This window comes from Erwinia sp. AK-PDG3-5 (genome assembly GCF_056821705.1).
This window is the reverse complement of the sequence record NZ_CM165967.1, coordinates 2,399,140-2,416,214: the sequence shown is the minus strand read 5'-3', so window position 1 is coordinate 2,416,214 and position 17,075 is coordinate 2,399,140. Positions and strand designations below refer to the sequence as shown.

Sequence of the window (17,075 nt, the reverse complement as noted above, 5' to 3'; positions counted from 1 at the left end):
AATGAAAGCAACACTGAAAAATATTGATTGTGCTCATCATGATTTTAATACATATCTGCCTGATGTTGATGAAGTTGCGATAAATTTAACCTTAACGATAGGTACTGTTGAAACATCAGGAGGAGATAACTTTGATCTTTTTGTTTGTACTCCCGAATGGCTTTGCAAGCACCACTGGCTACCTGAACTGATGCGTCATACGCTGCTGGTACGTAAATATGATCTGGATGAGATCACAAAAACCATCACTGATTATATCGACCAGTGCGAAGGCAAAGACTGGATGGAGATAGCGCAAAAACTCTCCCGCGTCTTTGCCTGGGAATATGAAGACTACCAGCCTTAAATGACAACCCCCGGCCCTTGTGGCTGGGGTTTTACTCGACATACCAATCAGTTACCGCATCTGCGGCGCAGCAACCAGTTCAATAAAAGCAGCTATCTCCCGCTGCTCTAATCTGCTTGCCGCCACCGACTCGCAGTCCACTTACAGCCTGAAAGAGGTGAAGAAAAGCGGCCTGTCCAGCGGTGGGATGGGGATCAGTTATGGCAAGCAATCTGCGAAAAGTGAATATAACGGCGCGAAGGTCACGCAAAGTGATGCGCGTAGCCTGGTCGGGACGGCCAATGGCGCTGTAACAATTACTGCAGGCAATAATGCGCTAATTAAAGGCAGCGACGTGGTGGCTGGTGGCAATAATGGTGACATCAACGTAACGGCAAAAAATATTGCCGTGCTGTCCGGCCAGGATCAGGTCAGAGAGAGCTATAAACAAGAGAGCAAAAGCTCCGGGATTGGTCTGCAATTGACCGGTACGTTGATTGATACCGTCCGCAATCTGTGCGATGCCATGAACCAGAACAGTTCGGTATACGGGCAGGCGAAAGCCGTTGGTAACGAGTTCGGCGCGTCGGCTTTGGATGCACCGGATGTAGGGCTGACGTATCACCGGTCCTCTTCGAAAGCCAGCCAGACCAGTGAAAGTGTTTATCAGAGCGGCAGTTCACTGACGGCCGGGGGAAATGTTTCCCTGACGGCACGCGGCGAAGCTGGAAGCGGGAATATCCTGATTGCTGGCAGTACCGTCAGCGCAGGTAAAGCGGCAGCATTGCAGGCCACGGGCAATATTGACGTGGTGACTGAGGCCGACAGCCAGCGCATGACCTCAGACAGCCGCAGCAAGCAGAAAGATTTCACCACGACCGTTTCTGCTGGCGCAATGGCACGCATGGTTGGCGACTCGCCAAATAATGGCGCACCTGCTTCACCGTTCGGTCTGGGCCGTGAGCAGCAGAACAGCGATGCCACCTATCTTACACAGCACACCTCAGCCATTACCGGCAACAGCGTCAGCCTGAACAGCGACAAGGGAGACATTACCGTATCCGGTTCAACGCTGACCGGTAAACAGAGCGTGTCACTCACCGCGAGCGAAGGCAACGTGAGTTTGAATACCGGCGAGGATCGGCAAAATGTGACGGCTCATGGCTCAAGCACCACCATCGGTTCACTCGGCGGTGATGGCTATAGCGGCACGATTGGTTGGGGAAGCTCGGCATGGAATAAAGCAAACGCGGGCAGCCAGCAGAATAACCTGCGCAGCGGCGTGGTCAGTGAGCAGGGTAACGTCTCAATTTCAGCAGGTAAGGATGTAACGCTGCAAGGGGCTGACGTCTATGCCGGTAACAGGCTGGATATTGACGGTCAGAATATCCAACTGACAACGTCACAGGACAGCAGTAGAGCCAGCAGCGCCAGTAAATCGGCACAGTATGGCGTGACGGTGCAGATGTCGGGTTACGGCGTGAGCGCGGCACAGGCGGCAGATAAGACCGTCGATGCGCACAGAAATAACAGCGATCCGCGTCTGCAGGCCATCTATGCCGCGCAGGCAGCAATGACAGCGCTGTCGGCCGTTACACAGAAAACCGCCGCGGTGAAAGTCACCGTCAGTGCTACCGCCGGTAGCAGTCATCAGTCGATGGAGCAGAGTCACACCGAGCAGACCGGTACCACGTTGAAATCCGGCGGTGACACCACGCTGACGGCAAAAGAAAACATCACCGGCGTTGGGGCAAGTATCAGCGGCGACAACATCGCGCTGTCTGCGGGCAAGGATATTGCTTTACGCTCGTCAGAAGATACCAGTAACCAGAAATCCTCCTCCGGCGGCAGCCATTATGGCGTGGGTGTCGGTTTTGGCCTTGGCGGCAGCCAGAACGGCTTCTCGATTGAGCTGGCGGCAAGCCAGAGCAGTGGGAAAATGGACGGCAACAGCGTCACCCACCATAACAGTGAGGTGACGGCAACAGGCGATCTGACGGTAAAAGCGGGTCAGGATGTGACGCTCAACGGCGCCAACCTGAGCGGTAATCACGTCGAGCTTAATGCTGGCCGCAACCTGGCGATCGCCAGCCAGCAGGATCATGCCAGCTATGACAGCCATGAAAGTTCATCCGGCTTCAATGTCAGTATCTGCGTGCCGCCGATTTGCGCAGGGGTACCCGTACAGGGCAGCGCCAACGCCAGCGCCAGCGCCAGCAAAATTTATAATGACTACGCTTCGGTTAACCAGCAAAGCGGCATCAGCGCGGGTGAGGGTGGCTACACTATTTATGTGGGCGACCATACCCAGCTGGATGGCGCGGTTATCGCCTCGACGGCGACGCCGGATAAAAATACCCTCAGCACCGGCACGCTGGGCTGGACAGAGATCCATAACAACGCCAGTTCGGGCGGCAATGGCTTTGGGGTAGGAGTCAGTGACAGTTCCCTGCCGGTGGCGACGTTAGGGCAGACAAAGGACCGTGCGGGTTCCACCACCTACAGCGCCATTTCGCCGGGTAGCATTGAGATACGCAACCCGGACGATCAGCAGCAGGACGTCTCGCAGCTCAGTCGGGAAACGGCGTCCGCAGAGAACGCGCTAAAGGACAGCTTCGATGCGGAAAAAGTGCAGAACAGCCTCACCGTACAGCGCGAGATGGCCGCGCTGGCGCAGCAGGTCATTACCCAGACGTTCGATTATCTGAAAGAACAGGAGAAGCAAGAGCAGAAGAAAAAGCGTGAGAACGACAGTGAATTCAACAAGCTGTCTGACGCTGAAAAAGAAAAAGTGCTGGATAAGGCAGCCGAAGATAAATATGGTGTTGGCTCAAAAATGCAGATTGCCGCGCAGGCCATCAGCGGCGTGTTTGCCGGCCTTGCGGGCGGGAACTTAGGCGGGGCGGTCGCAGCCGGTGCGGCTCCACTGCTGGCACAGATGGTGAAGCAGGTTTCGCAAGACAATGAGCCGTTGCGAATTTTGCTGCACACCCTGGCATCGGGGCTTATTGCCAAAGCTCAGGGCGGTAGCGTGGCTGGAGGCGCTGCGGGCGGGTTAACTGCAGGCTTAATGGGTTATAACGACGCGCTCAGTAAAATGTTGTTTGGCAGGGAGCCTTCTGAGCTGTCTGCTGATGAAAAAATGCTTATCGCCAATATTGTTACGCTGGCAGGCGCAGCGACAGGCGGAGCAGTGGATGGCAGTGCAGGAATTGGAAGCGGGGCATCTGCAGGCAGGACTGAGGTTGAGAATAACTATCTGAGCCAAAAACAGCAGGCTCAGAAGGATAAAGAAATCGCTGAATGTCAGACCGTGGCATGCAAAGCGGGGGCGCAAGCCAAATGGACGGCGATTGACCTGGGTCAGGATGGCAGCTTTGCGGCGGGCATGGTGGCCGGTGTTCCGGCGGGGCTGTATGATGCCGTTGACAGCATCGTGAAAACGGCCAGCAGTCCGGTTGAAACTTACGAAGCACTGAAATCCCTCTTTAATAGTGGCGATGTGCTTGGTAACGTGTCGGATGCGGTGAAGCAGTCCTATATTGACCGCATTGACCGGATGGAAGCGGAGTATCAGAAAGCCGGAGCCAGTGGCTCGTTTAATGCAGGTGTTGAGGGCGGTAAGCTGGTCACCGATATAGCCAGTCTGCTTGCTGGCGGTGTCGGAGTGGTGAAAGGTGGCGCGGTACTGACGGAGAAGGTGGTTGCTAAGGTTGCGGGTAAGGCTGAAGCAGCAGCGGCTATAGCTGGCGCTGATATAGCTAAAACAGGAACAGTTTTTGATTCAATTAAAGCAACTCAACCTGCAATCGCAGGAACGTCCATTCCAAAGTCTTTTGAATTAAATGTTAATGGACAAACTGTTTGGGTGAATCCAAATGCAACTAAACATATGGGCGAATATTTAACACGAAATGGATTATCTCACAGTACTACAGAAGGAAGTCAGGCTATGCTGACCAGTCTACAGAGTGCCGTTGAAGATGCATCTTCTCTGGGACTCAAATTTAACGAAAAAATGCAGGTTGGGCGCTGGGAATTGGTATTTAGCCAACGACCTACAGATCCTTATCCAGTACTAAAACATGCGTTGTATAAATAATGAGCTTAATTATTGATCGAATTATTAATGAGCAAGGAAATGTAGCCATTGCAGTTGATGGTTACGTTCCTATAAATATAAATATTCTTGATTGTATGAATCTTCCTCCTTTGTATTGGCGGGTCGGGAACGGTAATAAAAGCCTGCTTGAACTGGCTGTGTTACCAGAGAATGGACTTTTATCATCTGTAACATTAGTAATGATAGAATCTGGAGCGGTTCATAAAACAGACTCCATGTCAAAAGATTTTATAAACAGTTCGCATGGACTTCCAGTTGTTAATACAGACATCTGGAAGAACTCAGGAAGTCATGATTTTAATCAGCGTTTTATAGATGATTTCAGTTTAGATGTTCAGGTTATTATATCCTCAGAGTCAATTTTAATAGTCATAGGTGAGGATAGGGATGTGGTTAGTTGGATAAAGTGTAGTGATAGATTTTCTCTTGGAATTGATGATGGAAAAAACATTGTTAATTTATTTTTGGACAAGTTAACGCAAAAAGAAATAGGTGGTTTTTTTGAAGCAGTCGGTTAGCAATTAACCCAAGCCCTCGCGGCCGGGATTTTTTTAACTGTAACTCAGTTGAACGTATTTCCACGTAATCTGTTGCACACCCTGGCGTCGGGGCTTATTGCCAAAGCTCAGGGCGGTAGCGTGGCTGGAGGCGCTGCGGGCGGGTTAACCGCAGGCCTGATGTGTTATAACGACGCGCTCAGCACATTGTTGTTTGGCAGGAAACCTTCTGAGCTGTCTGCTGATGAAAGAATGCTTATCGCCAACATTGTAACGCTGGCAGGCGGAGCGGCCGGTGGCGCGGTTGATGGCAGTGCCGGAGTAGATTCATTTTGCTAGCGATATTATCAAAGCGATCCTGGAAAATAATCCAGGCTCAGATACGGTAACGCTACGTGAAATCTGTAAGGCAAGGGGTGCCACGTCATAAAAGAATTCACGTAGCGACGCCATCGAAAAACGATAAAACTGGGGGCATACCGATGCGCATTGTCGTCGTAGCGCCATACGATCAGCAGTGGCAAATCAGTATCAAGCAGAACGCGCCAGGTTAGTAACTGTGCTGAAGTCAGTGATGGTGGCCAGTCATCATATCGGCAGCACATCAGTACCGGGATTGATGGCGAAGCCGGTGATAGACATTTTGCTGGAAGTCATAGACCTGAGTGAGCTGGATAAATGCAACGAAGCCATGGCTGCGTCAGGTTTTGATGCACGGGGTGAAAACGGCATTGCCGGCAGAAGATACTTCACCAAAGGCGGAGATCGTCGGAGTCATCAGGTGCATGCGTTTAAGGTGGGTGATGAGCAAATCGTTAAACATCTGGCGTTCAGAGATTATCTGATAGAGAACCCGCAAGTGGCAGAAGCTTACTCGGAGCTGAAACAGAACGCGGCCGCAGTTTGTAGGAATGACATAAAGCGGTATCAGCAGAGGAAGGTCGATTTCATCAGTCATTATCTGAAGCTTGCCATGGAAGAGCCAGAATCGCGGCAAAAGGCCACCAAAGCCAATGGCGGCTCAAAATGACAGATTCCGCGTACCGATACTTAGGTTCGCATAATGTATATTATGTTAAATTGAATATTAACCCGCGAATCGCCCATTGATAAACTCCTTACCTTCCCTCTGTTGTTCATCTGGTGGCTTACCGTTGCCAATCTTTCTGCTGGCCATCAACCTGGGACGCCACTTGATCATCACAACATCTTCTCCATTTTGTAATTGATAAACGCTTGTCCCCGCACCTGCACCTGCTGTTGAGCAATCGTGTTGAACCCGTGATAAATGAAAAACGGTTTTGCCGTGATGCTCGCTTCAGTCTCCATCGTCGTCACGCCGTTTTCCCTCGCCCATTGCTCAACTGTTCTGTACAGCGCTGTCGCCACGCCGCGTCGTTGATACTCCGCATCGGTGAACAACAAATCCAGATGACCATCTGCTTCCAGACTGATGATGCCGATAATGCAACGATCGATTTCCGCCAGCCAAGCTTTGCTGTCATTTAACCGCTGCTCCCAGCGCTGACGATCGACCTGACTCCACGCCAGAATCTGCTGTTGATCATAATCCTTGCTGGCGATGCCACGCACCGCACATTGGAACACGGCAATCGCTGCATCCAAATCTTCTGGCCGGTACAATCTGGTTATGATGCACATTGCATGCCTCTGAATAAACGAAAACCCCACGCAACATGAGTAAAATTGCAGACTGACATCAACGGCTCCCACGTTTCAGAATCTGCCCACCACAGACCCGCCAAGCTCCCTCGCCTCTTAACCTTGCCGTTCTGTTTATCCATAACCCCCTCCAGCGCACAAAACACGTAAATGATCTGCATGTTACCCTCATCCTTTTCCCAGCGCTGCCGATATCATTTAAGACAGGCATTCGCCTGCCCGGCACTTTTTACAGAACATCAGGAAAATGACCCATTTATCATCCCAGCATGCGCACCTCAGTGCGTAAAGAGAGACGTCCGTCGCCTTAAGGGCGTTGGATCAAGTGTCCAGCAGGGAAAATTACGCACAGCCAATCTGGGCTTGCCGAACAGAATTTCGTTATGATGGACGTGGCCAGACGCCGCGCCCGCAACGGAATCATTGCGCTATTGCTAACTTCCTGAGGTGTTCTATGTTTGGTGTGAAAAAATCGGCTTTTTCTCTGCCCTCGTCCAAAAGTAATAGCATCGCAAGGGATATTGATGCGATCAAACAGCATGTGGCATGGATTGAGTTTTTGCCCGATGGAGAGATCCTCAGCGCCAATCAGCAGTTCCTCGACGTTACCGGCTACACGCTCAGTGAGATTCAGGGCAAGCACCACCGAATTTTTTGTAAGCCAGACTACAGTCGCTCATCCGCTTATGCCGCCTTCTGGCAAACTTTAGCCAGCGGCGAGTCCGTTACCGGCATCTTTGAACGCTTCAGTAAACTCCGCCAGCGTTTCTATCTCAGCGCCACCTACTTCCCGGTCAGCGATGATAAAGGCCAGGTTTATAAAGTGATCAAAGTGGCGAGTGATATCACCGCCCGCCATCAGGAACTGGAACAAAAAGAAGCGGTGATCACCGCGCTGGATCTGTCGATGGCGGTGATTGAGTTTACGCCGGATGGCAAAATCCTGACGGCCAACAGCAACTTTCTCACCCATATGGGCTACAGCCTGTCTGATATCGTCGGGCAGCATCATCGCATCTTCTGCTATGACAGCTTCTACCGGGAAAACCCTGATTTCTGGCAGAAAATTGGCAAAGGCCAGCACTTTGTCGGTCGCTTTGAACGTAAAACCGCCAGCGGCGAACGCATCTGGCTGGAAGCCAGCTACAACCCGATTTATGACGCCGATGGTCATGTGTCTAAGGTCATTAAGATCGCCTCGGACATCACCGCCCGTGTGGAAGCGGCTAAACGCGTGGCCGACATTGCAGTCACCACCTCCGAGCAAACCTCGCAGATCACCCACAATGCCAACGAAGTGCTGGATGAAACGGTGCGCAACTCCGGACTGGTTGCGGTTCAGGTGAATGCCGCAACAGAGATTGGTGCACAGCTCAATGCCTCGGCCAAAAGCATCAGTGAAGTGGTTGATACTATTAACGTGATTGCCGCACAAACCAACATTCTGGCGCTGAATGCCGCCATTGAATCCGCCCGCGCGGGTGAAGCCGGACGGGGATTCAGCGTGGTTGCGGCGGAAGTTCGCCGGCTGGCGGCGTCAACCGCCAGCGCCACGCAAAAAATCACCACCGTGGTGGAGCTGAACTCAGATCTGATCCAGCAGATGTATAAGCAGCTCGATGCGGTGAAACAGTTCGTCACCTCCGAGCAGGATAAAATCACCGACCTGTCGCGCAGCCTGAAGGAAATCAACAGCGGCGTCAGCCAGTTTGTTAGCGTTATCCACCGACTGGACGTGTGATCGCGCTACGTAAATTCTGCCAATCTATCAAGGCACTGGCCTTGCAGAATTCACGTAGCAACACCAAAAAAGAGGCGCAAATTGGTTATTTGCGCCCTTTTCTTCTGCCCTTTACCGGCTGGCTAACTTATTCAACCCCGGCAATCCGCTTAAGCTCTTCTTCCGCACCCGGTGCAACCGCCAGAACCTTAGCGCCCTTGGTTATGCGATCGCCTTCGGTGTTAAACGGTAAATACCAGCCGCCCGCTTCTTTCACCAGGCAGTATCCGGCCAGGCAATCCCAGGCATGCATATAGGGTTCAAAATATCCGACCACGCGACCGGCAGCGACCCACGCCAGCATCAATGCGCCCGATCCGATACGAATAAAGTTGCCGCCCGCTTCCAGCACGGCGCTCAACAACTCGCCGACTTCTTTTGGCGTCACGTAGCTGTTGGCACCAAAACCGACCACATGATTTTGCAAGGTTCTGGCCGGATCGACCTTCAGGGTGACGCCGTTTAAGGTTGCGCCCTTGCCGCTGGCGGCAATGTAGCACTCATCAAAACAAGGTGCGTAAATCACCCCAATCACCGGCTCCCCGGCAAATAAAACGGCGACGGAGACGCACCAGTTCTGCATGCCGTTAAGAAACGGGCTGGTGCCGTCAATGGGATCGACCACCCAGGTGAAGCCTGAGGTGCCGGTTTGTAACCCGGTTTCTTCCCCCAGAAAACCGTCGTTGGCGAACTGCGTACGGATCAAATCGTCGATATGCTGTTCGACTTCACGATCGGCAATCGAGACCACATCCTGCAGATCTTTCTTGGTTTCAATCACTAAACGTTCACGCTGATTGAACCACTTCAGGGCCAGCGCGCCGCCGGTTCTGGCGGCTTTTTCTGCCAGGGCCAGACGCGCCATCAGCGCGCCGTTATCTAACTCAGTCATAGTTGTTCCTTACATCCAGGTTTAAGGGCAATCAGCGCCAGGCCTTGCGGTTTAAAATCCAGCTTCACCCGAGCATTAGGCGGCAGCCGCTGTTCCATCTGCGTATCAACGATAAACAGCGCGCCAAGGTCAGTTTTCACTTCATATTCAATATGATCGCCAAGCCAGGTGGTATGCATAATTTCACCGTCGAGCGCGCCTTCGCCAGACGGGCAGACGGTGATGAACTGCGGACGCACCGAGAGTTGAGCCTTGCCCGGCCGCGCGCCGTTCCCCTGCACCCGATAACGCTGGCTGCCGAGGCGGATCAGGGCATTATCCCCTTCCAATGTTTCAACTTCACACGGCAGGATGTTCGCTTCACCCATAAAATCGGCGATAAACACCGAGTTCGGCGAGCGGTACAGGGTTTCCGGCGCACCCTGCTGGGCAATATTCCCCTCCTGCATCACGATGATTTTATCGGAAACGGCCAGCGCTTCTTCCTGATCGTGGGTGACATACACGGCGGTGAAGCCCAGGCGCTGTTGCAGATCGCGGATATCCGTCCGCACCCGACGGCGCAGGCGTTCATCGAGGTTAGACAGCGGCTCGTCCAGCAGCAGCACCTGCGGTTCCAGGACCAGCGCGCGAGCAACGGCAATACGCTGCTGCTGTCCGCCGGAGAGTTCCGAAGGCAGCCGGTTGCCCTGATGTTCCAGACCGATCATCTTCAGCCCTTCTCTGGCGCGGTCCTGCGCCTCCTTCCTGTTCATGCCGCCAGCCTGCAAGCCGTACATCACGTTGTCCAGAGCCGACATATGCGGGAACAGCGCGTAAGACTGAAACACCATTGCCACGTCGCGCTCATTGGCCGGCAGATTGGTCACGTCTTTGCCGCTGATGCGAATGGTGCCGGACGTGGGATGTTCCAGTCCGGCCAGTAAACGTAGCGTGGTGGTTTTGCCGCAGCCCGAAGGCCCCAGCAGCGTCACCAGCGTGCCCGCCTCAACCGTCAGCGACAGGTCGGGAACGGCGGTGAATCCGGCAAAGCGCTTTGAGACATGTTCAAACACCACGGTTCCGGCTTTTAACGCGCTCATACGGCATTCTCCTGGGTTAAGGCAGCGGCAGACGGTGCTATCGTCGCCACCTGCGTGGTTTTACTTGCCCGGCTCAGGCGACGTTCGCCGACCAGCAACTGGAATACGGCAATGATCGCCAGCATCACTACGATCAGCACCGAAGAATAGGCGATGGCCACACCGTACTCGCCGTTTTCGACCAGCCCAACAATGTACGAAGTCGCCATGTTGTACTGTGCGCTGACCAGGAAAATCACCGCACTGATTGAGGTGATCGCCCGGACAAAGGCATACACCAGCGCGGCGCTGATCGCCGGTTTCAACAACGGTAGCACCACTTTTCTCAGCGTGCGGAAGCTGTTGGCCCCAAGGGTTAAGGAGGCTTCATCAAGGCTCTGGTCGAGCTGGCTCATCGCCGCGATACCTCCGCGCACGCCGACCGGCATATTGCGGAAGACAAAGCAGACGATCAGGATCAACGCGGTTCCGGTGATCTCCAGCGGCGGCAGGTTGTAAGCCATCACATAGCTAACGCCGATCACCGTGCCGGGAATGGCAAAACTCAGCATCAGCGCAAACTCAAACGCCTGACGACCGGCAAACTTCTGCCGGACGATCAGCCAGGCGGTTAACAGGCCGACGATGGCCGTCAGAGGTGCGGCGATCAGCGCGATTTCCAACGTGGTCCAGAACGAGTTCGAGGCGACGCCGGTCCACAGCAGATGCCCGTCCTGCAGCGTGATGCTGAAGGCGCGAATATAATGTTCCAGCGTCAGGTTATTGTTCAGTCCCCAGGACTGCACAAAACCGCCGATCATAATCATGCCGTAGATCACCAGGGTGAACAGCCCCCACGGGATCACCAATCCATACACGCCAATCCGCATCGGTTTCGGTAACTGCGCATGGCGGCCGCCATCCCCTTTGCCGGTGACGGTGGCGAAGCTTTTGCCGGAGAGCCACACGCGCTGAATAATAAAGGCGCATAAGGTAAAGCAGAGCAGGATCATCGCCAGCACCGCGGCCCGGCTTGGATCGTTCTGCGCACCGACCACCGAGAAGAAAATCTCGGTAGAAAGCACGCCGTGACTGCCGCCCAGCACCATCGGGTTGCCGAAATCCGCCATGCTTTCGATAAAGCTGATCAGGAAGGCGTTGGCCAGTCCCGGCGCCATTAACGGCAGCGAAACCCGCGAAAAGGTGTGCCAGCGGTTGCCGCGCAACGTTTGAGACGCTTCTTCCAGTGACGGGCTGATGCCTTCCACCACGCCAATTAACACCATAAAGGCCACCGGCGTAAACGACAGCACCTGCGCAATCCAGATGCCGGTCATGCCATACAGCCAGCGTCCCGGTTCAATGCCAAACAGCGCGGCGAGCTGCGTGGTGACCACCCCCGAACGCCCAAACAGCAGGATCAGAGCCAGCCCGATCACAAACGGCGGCGTTGTGATCGGCAGGATAGTCAGCATCCGCAGCGCTTTTTTACACGGCAAGCCGGTCCGCGAGACCGCCAGCGCAAATGCCAGTCCCAGCAGCGTCGATCCGGCGGCGGTCATCAATCAGTTTGATATTTTCGAAGCGCGGCGCGTATTCAGAGATTTCAGCCTTGGTATTGGACGGCAGCTGGAAGGATTTGGCTTCTTTCATATGCGACTGGGCTTCTGCGCTCAGCGCCCAGTCATACCAGACTTTGGCGCTGGCCAGGTTACGTGCGCCCTTCACAATCGACATCGACCCAATCTCGTAGCCGGTGCCTTCACAAGGCGCGACCGTTTTCACCGGGAAGCCATCGACTTCCATTGCCACCGAATCATGCATAAAGACGATGCCGACGGTGGTTTCACCGCGCGCCGCCGCTTTCACCGGCGCAGAGCCGGATTTGGTGTACTGCGAGATATTGTCATTGAGCTTTTTCAGGTAATCGAACGCCTTATCTTCGCCCATGATCTGCACGAGGGTGGCTAAGGCGTTATAGGCGGTGCCGGAGGAGTTCGGGTTAGCGATTTGGATTTCGCCCTTGAAGGCCGGGTCAAGCAGGTCCGCCCAACAGGCTGGCGCTTTGATTTTCTTCTCGGCGAGTAATTTGGTGTTGTAGCCCCAGCCCAATGCACCGGCGTAGATACCGACGGTGCGATAACCGGAAATCTCTGCCTGCTTTTGCGCCCAGTCTTGCTGCTGCGGCAACAGCGGCGATTTATACACCTGGGTCAGCCCTTCTGATGCGGCCTGCATATGCGGGTCGCCGGTGCCTGCCCACCAGATATCGGTGCGTGGGTTACGCGCCTCGCTGCGCAAGCGGGCATAGGCTTCCCCGGCGGAGAGTCGGACCATGCTGACTTTAATGTCAGGATGCGACTTGCTGAAGATATCGGTCATATGTTCGCAGACCACCACATCTGCCGAACAAATCATATTCAGGTTCCCGGCGGCGCTGGCTGCGAGCGGCAGACTCGATCCGCAAAGTGTCAGGGCAGTGATCAACAAGGTGTGACGCATAGGTATTCTCCTTGATTGTTATTTGTGTTGCTGATAAAACAAGCATCTTGCACATGTGTGCAAAGTGATAGAGTACATAATTTCGCCCCTCAATCACCTTGGTGCCGAATTGACTGGCAGTGTCACAAAATTGCAACATAATCAGGGCATATTATTTTGCACACTTGTGCAAAAGGTGGAATAGTCAGTTCGGCGGTGTTGCCAGCGGGAGAAAAAATGTGAGCCAGGGTAAAACGGGGATTAATGCCTATGATGTTGCGTTGCGTGCCGGCGTGTCCCGATCGGCGGTTTCGCGCACCTTTACGCCGGGTGCCAGCGTGTCGGAAAGTACCCGCAACCGGGTGATGAAAGCGGCAGAAGAGCTGGGCTATCACGTTAATCATCTGGCCCGCAGCCTGGTCAGTAACCGCAGCGGCATCGTTTGTCTGATCGTCTCCGATGTTGCCACGCCCTACCGTGCCAGCCTGGTCAGTTGGCTGACGCATTTTTTGCAGGAAGCCGGCAAGGTGGCGATGATCATTAACACCGATCTTTCCGATAACAGCGTCTCGGCGGCCCTGCAGCAGGCGATCAACTTTCGCGCCGATGCCTCGATTATTCTTTCCGGCATGCCGGACAGCGGCATCACTCAGCTCTGCTATCAGCACGGTCAGCACCTGATTCTGATTAACCGTGACGAATCCCTGCCCGGTTCGCTGAGCATCAATCTGGATTCCCGCAAGGCGGCCGATACCGCCATCAGCGCCTTTGTGCGCGCGGGTTGCCGCCATCTGGCCTTTGCCAATTCGCTGGCCGGTACCCCCAGCCTGATGAAACGAGAAACAGATTTTCTGGCCGCGGCCGAGCGCGCCGGCCTGACGGTGGACGTTGAGCGCTTCGGCACCACCTCGTATGAAAGCGGACAGATACTGGCGCATCGCCTGCTGACCCGGCAGAAGCGGCCCGATGCGGTATTTTGCGTTACCGATCTGGTGGCCTGTGGTTTTATGGACGAAGCGCGAACCCGTTTCAGCTTACGCATCCCGGAAGATTTGTGTATCGTGGGCTACGACAATATTGCGCAAAGCGGCTGGTCATCCTACAACCTCACCACCTTCGCCCCGCCGATGGAAACCTTTTCCCGCGAGGCGGTACAGTGGCTGGTTACTCAGGATAAAAGCAGCCATGAACTGAACCCTCGCGTCGATCGGCCCAGCGACAAATGCCTGTATGAAGCCAGCGTGGTATGGCGTGGCTCGGTCCGTGGGGGATAAATCAACACTACTCAGAGGTCGTCATGTCAGACATTAAGTCAGCACAGTGCCATTGTGGTTCCGTCGTGTTTAACGTTGAGCTTATCGATGGCTTTAACGGCGTGCTTCGCTGCAACTGTTCCCTGTGCGCGAAGCGTGGCGCGGTGATGGCGATGGGTAATCGGGTTGAGGTGATCAAAGGGCAGGATATACTGACCGAGTACCGCTTTAATTCGGGCGAAGCCGCGCATTTCTTCTGCAAAACCTGCGGTATCTACACCTTCCACCAACGGCGTTCGAATCCGGAATTTTACGGCATCAACGTCGCCTGCATTGACGGCGTTACGCCTTTCGACTTTTCCCCGGTCCCGGTTTCTGATGGCCTTAATCACCCCAAAGACGGCGGCGCGGGCGGCATCGCCGGCTATATCTCTTACACACCGAAGTAATCACCGCCGGTAATCAGGTGTCTCTGAGACGCCTGATTAGGGTAAGATACGGCAACTTTTTACGTCAGCACGGAGGCTATCATCGCCCTTTCTCGCCGCGTTTTCCCGGCCACCAATCTGAAAAAATTCAGCGCGCTGGCGCTGGTTGGCACCGCGTTGCTGCTGGCCAGCTGCGCCTCACAGCCACCCAAATCGCTGGTAACGCCCTTTCCACCGGTAACAAAGCAACCGGTTCAGGTGACACCGTCACTTACCGCGCAGCCGATGCGCGGCGTCTGGCTGACCACCGTATCGCGACTTGACTGGCCCCCGGTCTCGTCGGTGAACGTTAGCAGTGCGGCGCTGCGTATTAGCCAGCAGCAACAGGCGCTGAAGGACAAGCTGGATAAGCTGAAAAGCCTCGGCATCAATACCGTCTTCTTCCAGGTTAAACCGGATGCCACCGCGCTGTGGCCCTCCAAAATCCTGCCGTGGTCAGATATGCTGACCGGCAAGATTGGCGAGGATCCGGGTTACGATCCGCTGCAGTTTATGCTCGATGAAGCGCACAAGCGCGGCATTAAGGTGCATGCCTGGTTTAACCCCTACCGCGTGTCGGTCAACACCAAAGCGTCGACGGTTGCCGAGTTAAACCGCACCGTGTCGTTACATCCCGCCAGCGTGTTTGTGCTGCATCCCGACTGGATCCGTACCTCAGGCGATCGCTTCGTCCTCGATCCGGGCATTCCGGAAGCGCGGGACTGGATCACCAGCATCGTCTCCGAAGTGGTTGCCCGTTACCCAATAGACGGCGTGCAGTTTGATGATTACTTCTATACCGAATCGCCTGGCTCTGCCCTGAACGACAATCAAACCTACAGCCGTTATGGTCAGGGGTTTGCCTCGAAAGCGGACTGGCGGCGACATAACACCCAGCTGCTGATCGAGCAGGTGTCGCGCACCATTAAGCAGCTGAAACCGGATGTACAGTTTGGCGTCAGCCCGGCCGGCGTCTGGCGGAATATTTCGCACGATCCGGCTGGTTCAGCGACTCGGGGTGCCGCCGCCTATGACGAATCCTATGCCGATACCCGCCGCTGGGTGCAACAGGGCCTGCTGGATTATATTGCGCCTCAGCTGTACTGGCCTTTCGCGCGAGACGCAGCGCGCTATGATGTGCTGGCAAACTGGTGGGCTAACGTGGTGAAAAACACCCCGACCAAACTCTATATCGGCGTGGCGCTGTATAAAATCGGTGAACCGTCGAAGATGGAGCCGGACTGGATGATTGAAGGCGGCGTGCCCGAGTTGAAAAAACAGCTCGATCTCAACGATGCCGTGTCGCAGATTGACGGCACGATCCTGTTCAGGGAGAGCTACCTTAATCAACCGCAGACGCAGAAAGCGGTCGAGTATCTGCACTCACGCTGGGGACGCTAATTAAACTGTTCCGCCAGTAAATTCCAGGCGCTGGGATGCTGTTCAAAACCGATTTTTGGGTAATATTCCACCGCCAGCGGCGCGGCAAGCAGGATAACGCGGCATTTTGGATGAAGCTGAGCGGCGGTAACAGAAATCAGTTTCTTACCCAGCCCGGACTTTTGTACCGTCTCGGATACGGCCAGATCGGACAGATAGCAACAAAAGCTGAAGTCGGTCAGCGATCGCGCCACGCCCACCAGCCGGTCGCCAATCCAGGCGGTTACCAGCAGGTTGCTGTGTTTCAGCATATCGGCGATGCGATCCCGATCGGCAATTGGCCTTCTCTCGCCTAGCGAGGTCTCTTTCAGTAAGTTGATAAACTGCGCTTCGGTGATAGGTTCATTAACTTTGTAGCCGATCTCTGCCTCTGACATGCCAGACTCTCCTGCTGATGATGGCGATAGATAATATCAAGACTCAAGGAGCATCATCATGGAACACCCGGTCAGCAATCAAGACTATTTTCAGCAAACCTTCGACAAGCTGGATCTCATTTCAGCCACGCTGGAAAGCGCGCGTTTTGAAGAATGCGTGTTCAATAACTGTAACTTCACCTCGGCGCAGCTCATCCGCTGTAAGTTCACCCAATGTACCTTCAACCACTGTAACCTCAGCGTGACGGGCATCAGCTGGTCGACGTTTTATGAGGTGGCGTTCAATGCGTGCAAGCTAAGCGGCATCGACTGGACGCGCGCACAGTGGCCGACCTTCAATCTCGATCCTGAGCTGCAGTTTACCCAATGCCTGCTAACCAACGCGTCGTTTCAGGGATTGAAGTTGAATGGTTTGACGCTGGACGAGTGCAAGCTGCATGAGGTGGATTTTCGCGAGTGTGATTTAGCCAACGCAACGATTACCGGCTGCGACCTTGCTGGCAGTTTATTTAACAACACCAATCTGCGGGCGGCGGATTTTACCGACTCCTGGAACTTCACCATCGACGTAATGCACAATACCGTCGCACGGGCGAAATTTTCGCGGCTTGAAGCCGTGAATTTGCTGGCAGGATTGGGGATCGAATTAGTCGATTAAGTGGAATATTCGTCATCTGGTTGATGAATAAAGAAACA

At 54.3% G+C, this 17,075-nt stretch carries 14 protein-coding genes and 2 pseudogenes; 10 read left to right on the top strand and 6 right to left on the bottom strand.

Annotation, left to right across the window (positions count from 1 at the left end; translation table 11 throughout):
* Nucleotide 1: 1 nt before the first annotated feature.
* The 5 genes and pseudogenes from AC1UKS_RS11125 to AC1UKS_RS11105 all read left to right on the top strand — a co-directional run bounded on the left by AC1UKS_RS11125 (nt 2) and on the right by AC1UKS_RS11105 (nt 5,975).
* A complete protein-coding gene (locus tag AC1UKS_RS11125) occupies nt 2-346 on the top strand; it encodes an immunity 8 family protein (RefSeq protein WP_482433552.1) in 345 nt (114 codons plus the stop codon).
* Nucleotides 347-365: 19 nt separating this feature from the next.
* Entirely contained in the window at nt 366-4,427 is a 4,062-nt protein-coding gene (locus AC1UKS_RS11120; protein ID WP_482433550.1) for a hemagglutinin repeat-containing protein, read from the top strand.
* On the top strand, nt 4,427-4,966 hold the full coding sequence (locus AC1UKS_RS11115) for a hypothetical protein (protein WP_482433549.1): 540 nt from the start codon (nt 4,427-4,429) through the stop codon (nt 4,964-4,966). The genes AC1UKS_RS11120 and AC1UKS_RS11115 overlap by 1 nt, the downstream gene beginning before the upstream one ends.
* A 48-nt stretch (nt 4,967-5,014) precedes the next feature.
* A complete protein-coding gene (locus AC1UKS_RS11110; RefSeq protein WP_482433547.1) occupies nt 5,015-5,284 on the top strand; it encodes a VENN motif pre-toxin domain-containing protein in 270 nt (89 codons plus the stop codon).
* 143 nt (nt 5,285-5,427) lie between these two features.
* A pseudogene (locus tag AC1UKS_RS11105) lies at nt 5,428-5,975 on the top strand (GrpB family protein).
* 170 nt (nt 5,976-6,145) lie between these two features.
* Here the strand turns inward: AC1UKS_RS11105 and AC1UKS_RS11100 are convergent.
* Nucleotides 6,146-6,607 (bottom strand): GNAT family N-acetyltransferase, encoded by a 462-nt coding sequence (locus AC1UKS_RS11100; protein ID WP_482433546.1) that lies wholly within the window; start codon nt 6,605-6,607, stop codon nt 6,146-6,148.
* 475 nt (nt 6,608-7,082) lie between these two features.
* On the opposite strand from AC1UKS_RS11100, the gene AC1UKS_RS11095 reads away from it, so the two are divergent.
* Nucleotides 7,083-8,369 carry a methyl-accepting chemotaxis protein gene (locus AC1UKS_RS11095; protein ID WP_482433545.1) on the top strand — a complete coding sequence of 429 codons (1,287 nt, stop codon included), beginning with the start codon at nt 7,083-7,085 and terminating at the stop codon, nt 8,367-8,369.
* A gap of 127 nt (nt 8,370-8,496) precedes the next feature.
* On the opposite strand, the gene AC1UKS_RS11090 is transcribed toward AC1UKS_RS11095, so the two are convergent.
* The 4 genes and pseudogenes from AC1UKS_RS11090 to AC1UKS_RS11075 all read right to left on the bottom strand — a co-directional run bounded on the left by AC1UKS_RS11090 (nt 8,497) and on the right by AC1UKS_RS11075 (nt 12,863).
* Nucleotides 8,497-9,300 carry an inositol monophosphatase family protein gene (locus AC1UKS_RS11090; RefSeq protein WP_482433543.1) on the bottom strand — a complete coding sequence of 268 codons (804 nt, stop codon included), beginning with the start codon at nt 9,298-9,300 and terminating at the stop codon, nt 8,497-8,499.
* Entirely contained in the window at nt 9,297-10,382 is a 1,086-nt protein-coding gene (locus AC1UKS_RS11085) for an ABC transporter ATP-binding protein (RefSeq protein WP_482433541.1), read from the bottom strand. The genes AC1UKS_RS11090 and AC1UKS_RS11085 overlap by 4 nt, the downstream gene beginning before the upstream one ends.
* A pseudogene (locus AC1UKS_RS11080) lies at nt 10,379-11,926 on the bottom strand (ABC transporter permease); the annotation flags it as partial. The pseudogene AC1UKS_RS11080 and the gene AC1UKS_RS11085, both read right to left, overlap by 4 nt.
* Nucleotides 11,850-12,863, bottom strand: a complete 1,014-nt coding sequence (locus AC1UKS_RS11075; protein WP_482433539.1) for an ABC transporter substrate-binding protein — start codon at nt 12,861-12,863, stop codon at nt 11,850-11,852. The pseudogene AC1UKS_RS11080 and the gene AC1UKS_RS11075, both read right to left, overlap by 77 nt.
* 218 nt (nt 12,864-13,081) lie before the next feature.
* Between AC1UKS_RS11075 and AC1UKS_RS11070 the strand changes: the two genes are divergently transcribed.
* The 3 genes from AC1UKS_RS11070 to AC1UKS_RS11060 all read left to right on the top strand — a co-directional run bounded on the left by AC1UKS_RS11070 (nt 13,082) and on the right by AC1UKS_RS11060 (nt 15,963).
* Complete coding sequence (locus tag AC1UKS_RS11070; protein WP_482433537.1) at nt 13,082-14,116, top strand: LacI family DNA-binding transcriptional regulator; 1,035 nt, start codon at nt 13,082-13,084, stop codon at nt 14,114-14,116.
* Between the two features lie 23 nt (nt 14,117-14,139).
* On the top strand, nt 14,140-14,544 hold the full coding sequence (locus tag AC1UKS_RS11065) for a GFA family protein (RefSeq protein ID WP_482433535.1): 405 nt from the start codon (nt 14,140-14,142) through the stop codon (nt 14,542-14,544).
* Nucleotides 14,545-14,661: 117 nt separating this feature from the next.
* Nucleotides 14,662-15,963, top strand: coding sequence for a glycoside hydrolase family 10-like protein (locus tag AC1UKS_RS11060; protein ID WP_482436923.1), 1,302 nt, complete (start codon nt 14,662-14,664; stop codon nt 15,961-15,963).
* Here AC1UKS_RS11060 and AC1UKS_RS11055 read toward each other — a convergent pair.
* Nucleotides 15,960-16,379: a GNAT family N-acetyltransferase gene (locus AC1UKS_RS11055; protein WP_265910517.1), complete on the bottom strand. Its 420-nt coding sequence runs from the start codon at nt 16,377-16,379 to the stop codon at nt 15,960-15,962. The genes AC1UKS_RS11060 and AC1UKS_RS11055 overlap by 4 nt on opposite strands.
* Nucleotides 16,380-16,437: 58 nt before the next feature.
* Here AC1UKS_RS11055 and AC1UKS_RS11050 point away from each other — a divergent pair, with 58 nt between their 5' ends.
* Complete coding sequence (locus AC1UKS_RS11050; RefSeq protein WP_265910518.1) at nt 16,438-17,037, top strand: pentapeptide repeat-containing protein; 600 nt, start codon at nt 16,438-16,440, stop codon at nt 17,035-17,037.
* Nucleotides 17,038-17,075 lie beyond the last annotated feature (38 nt).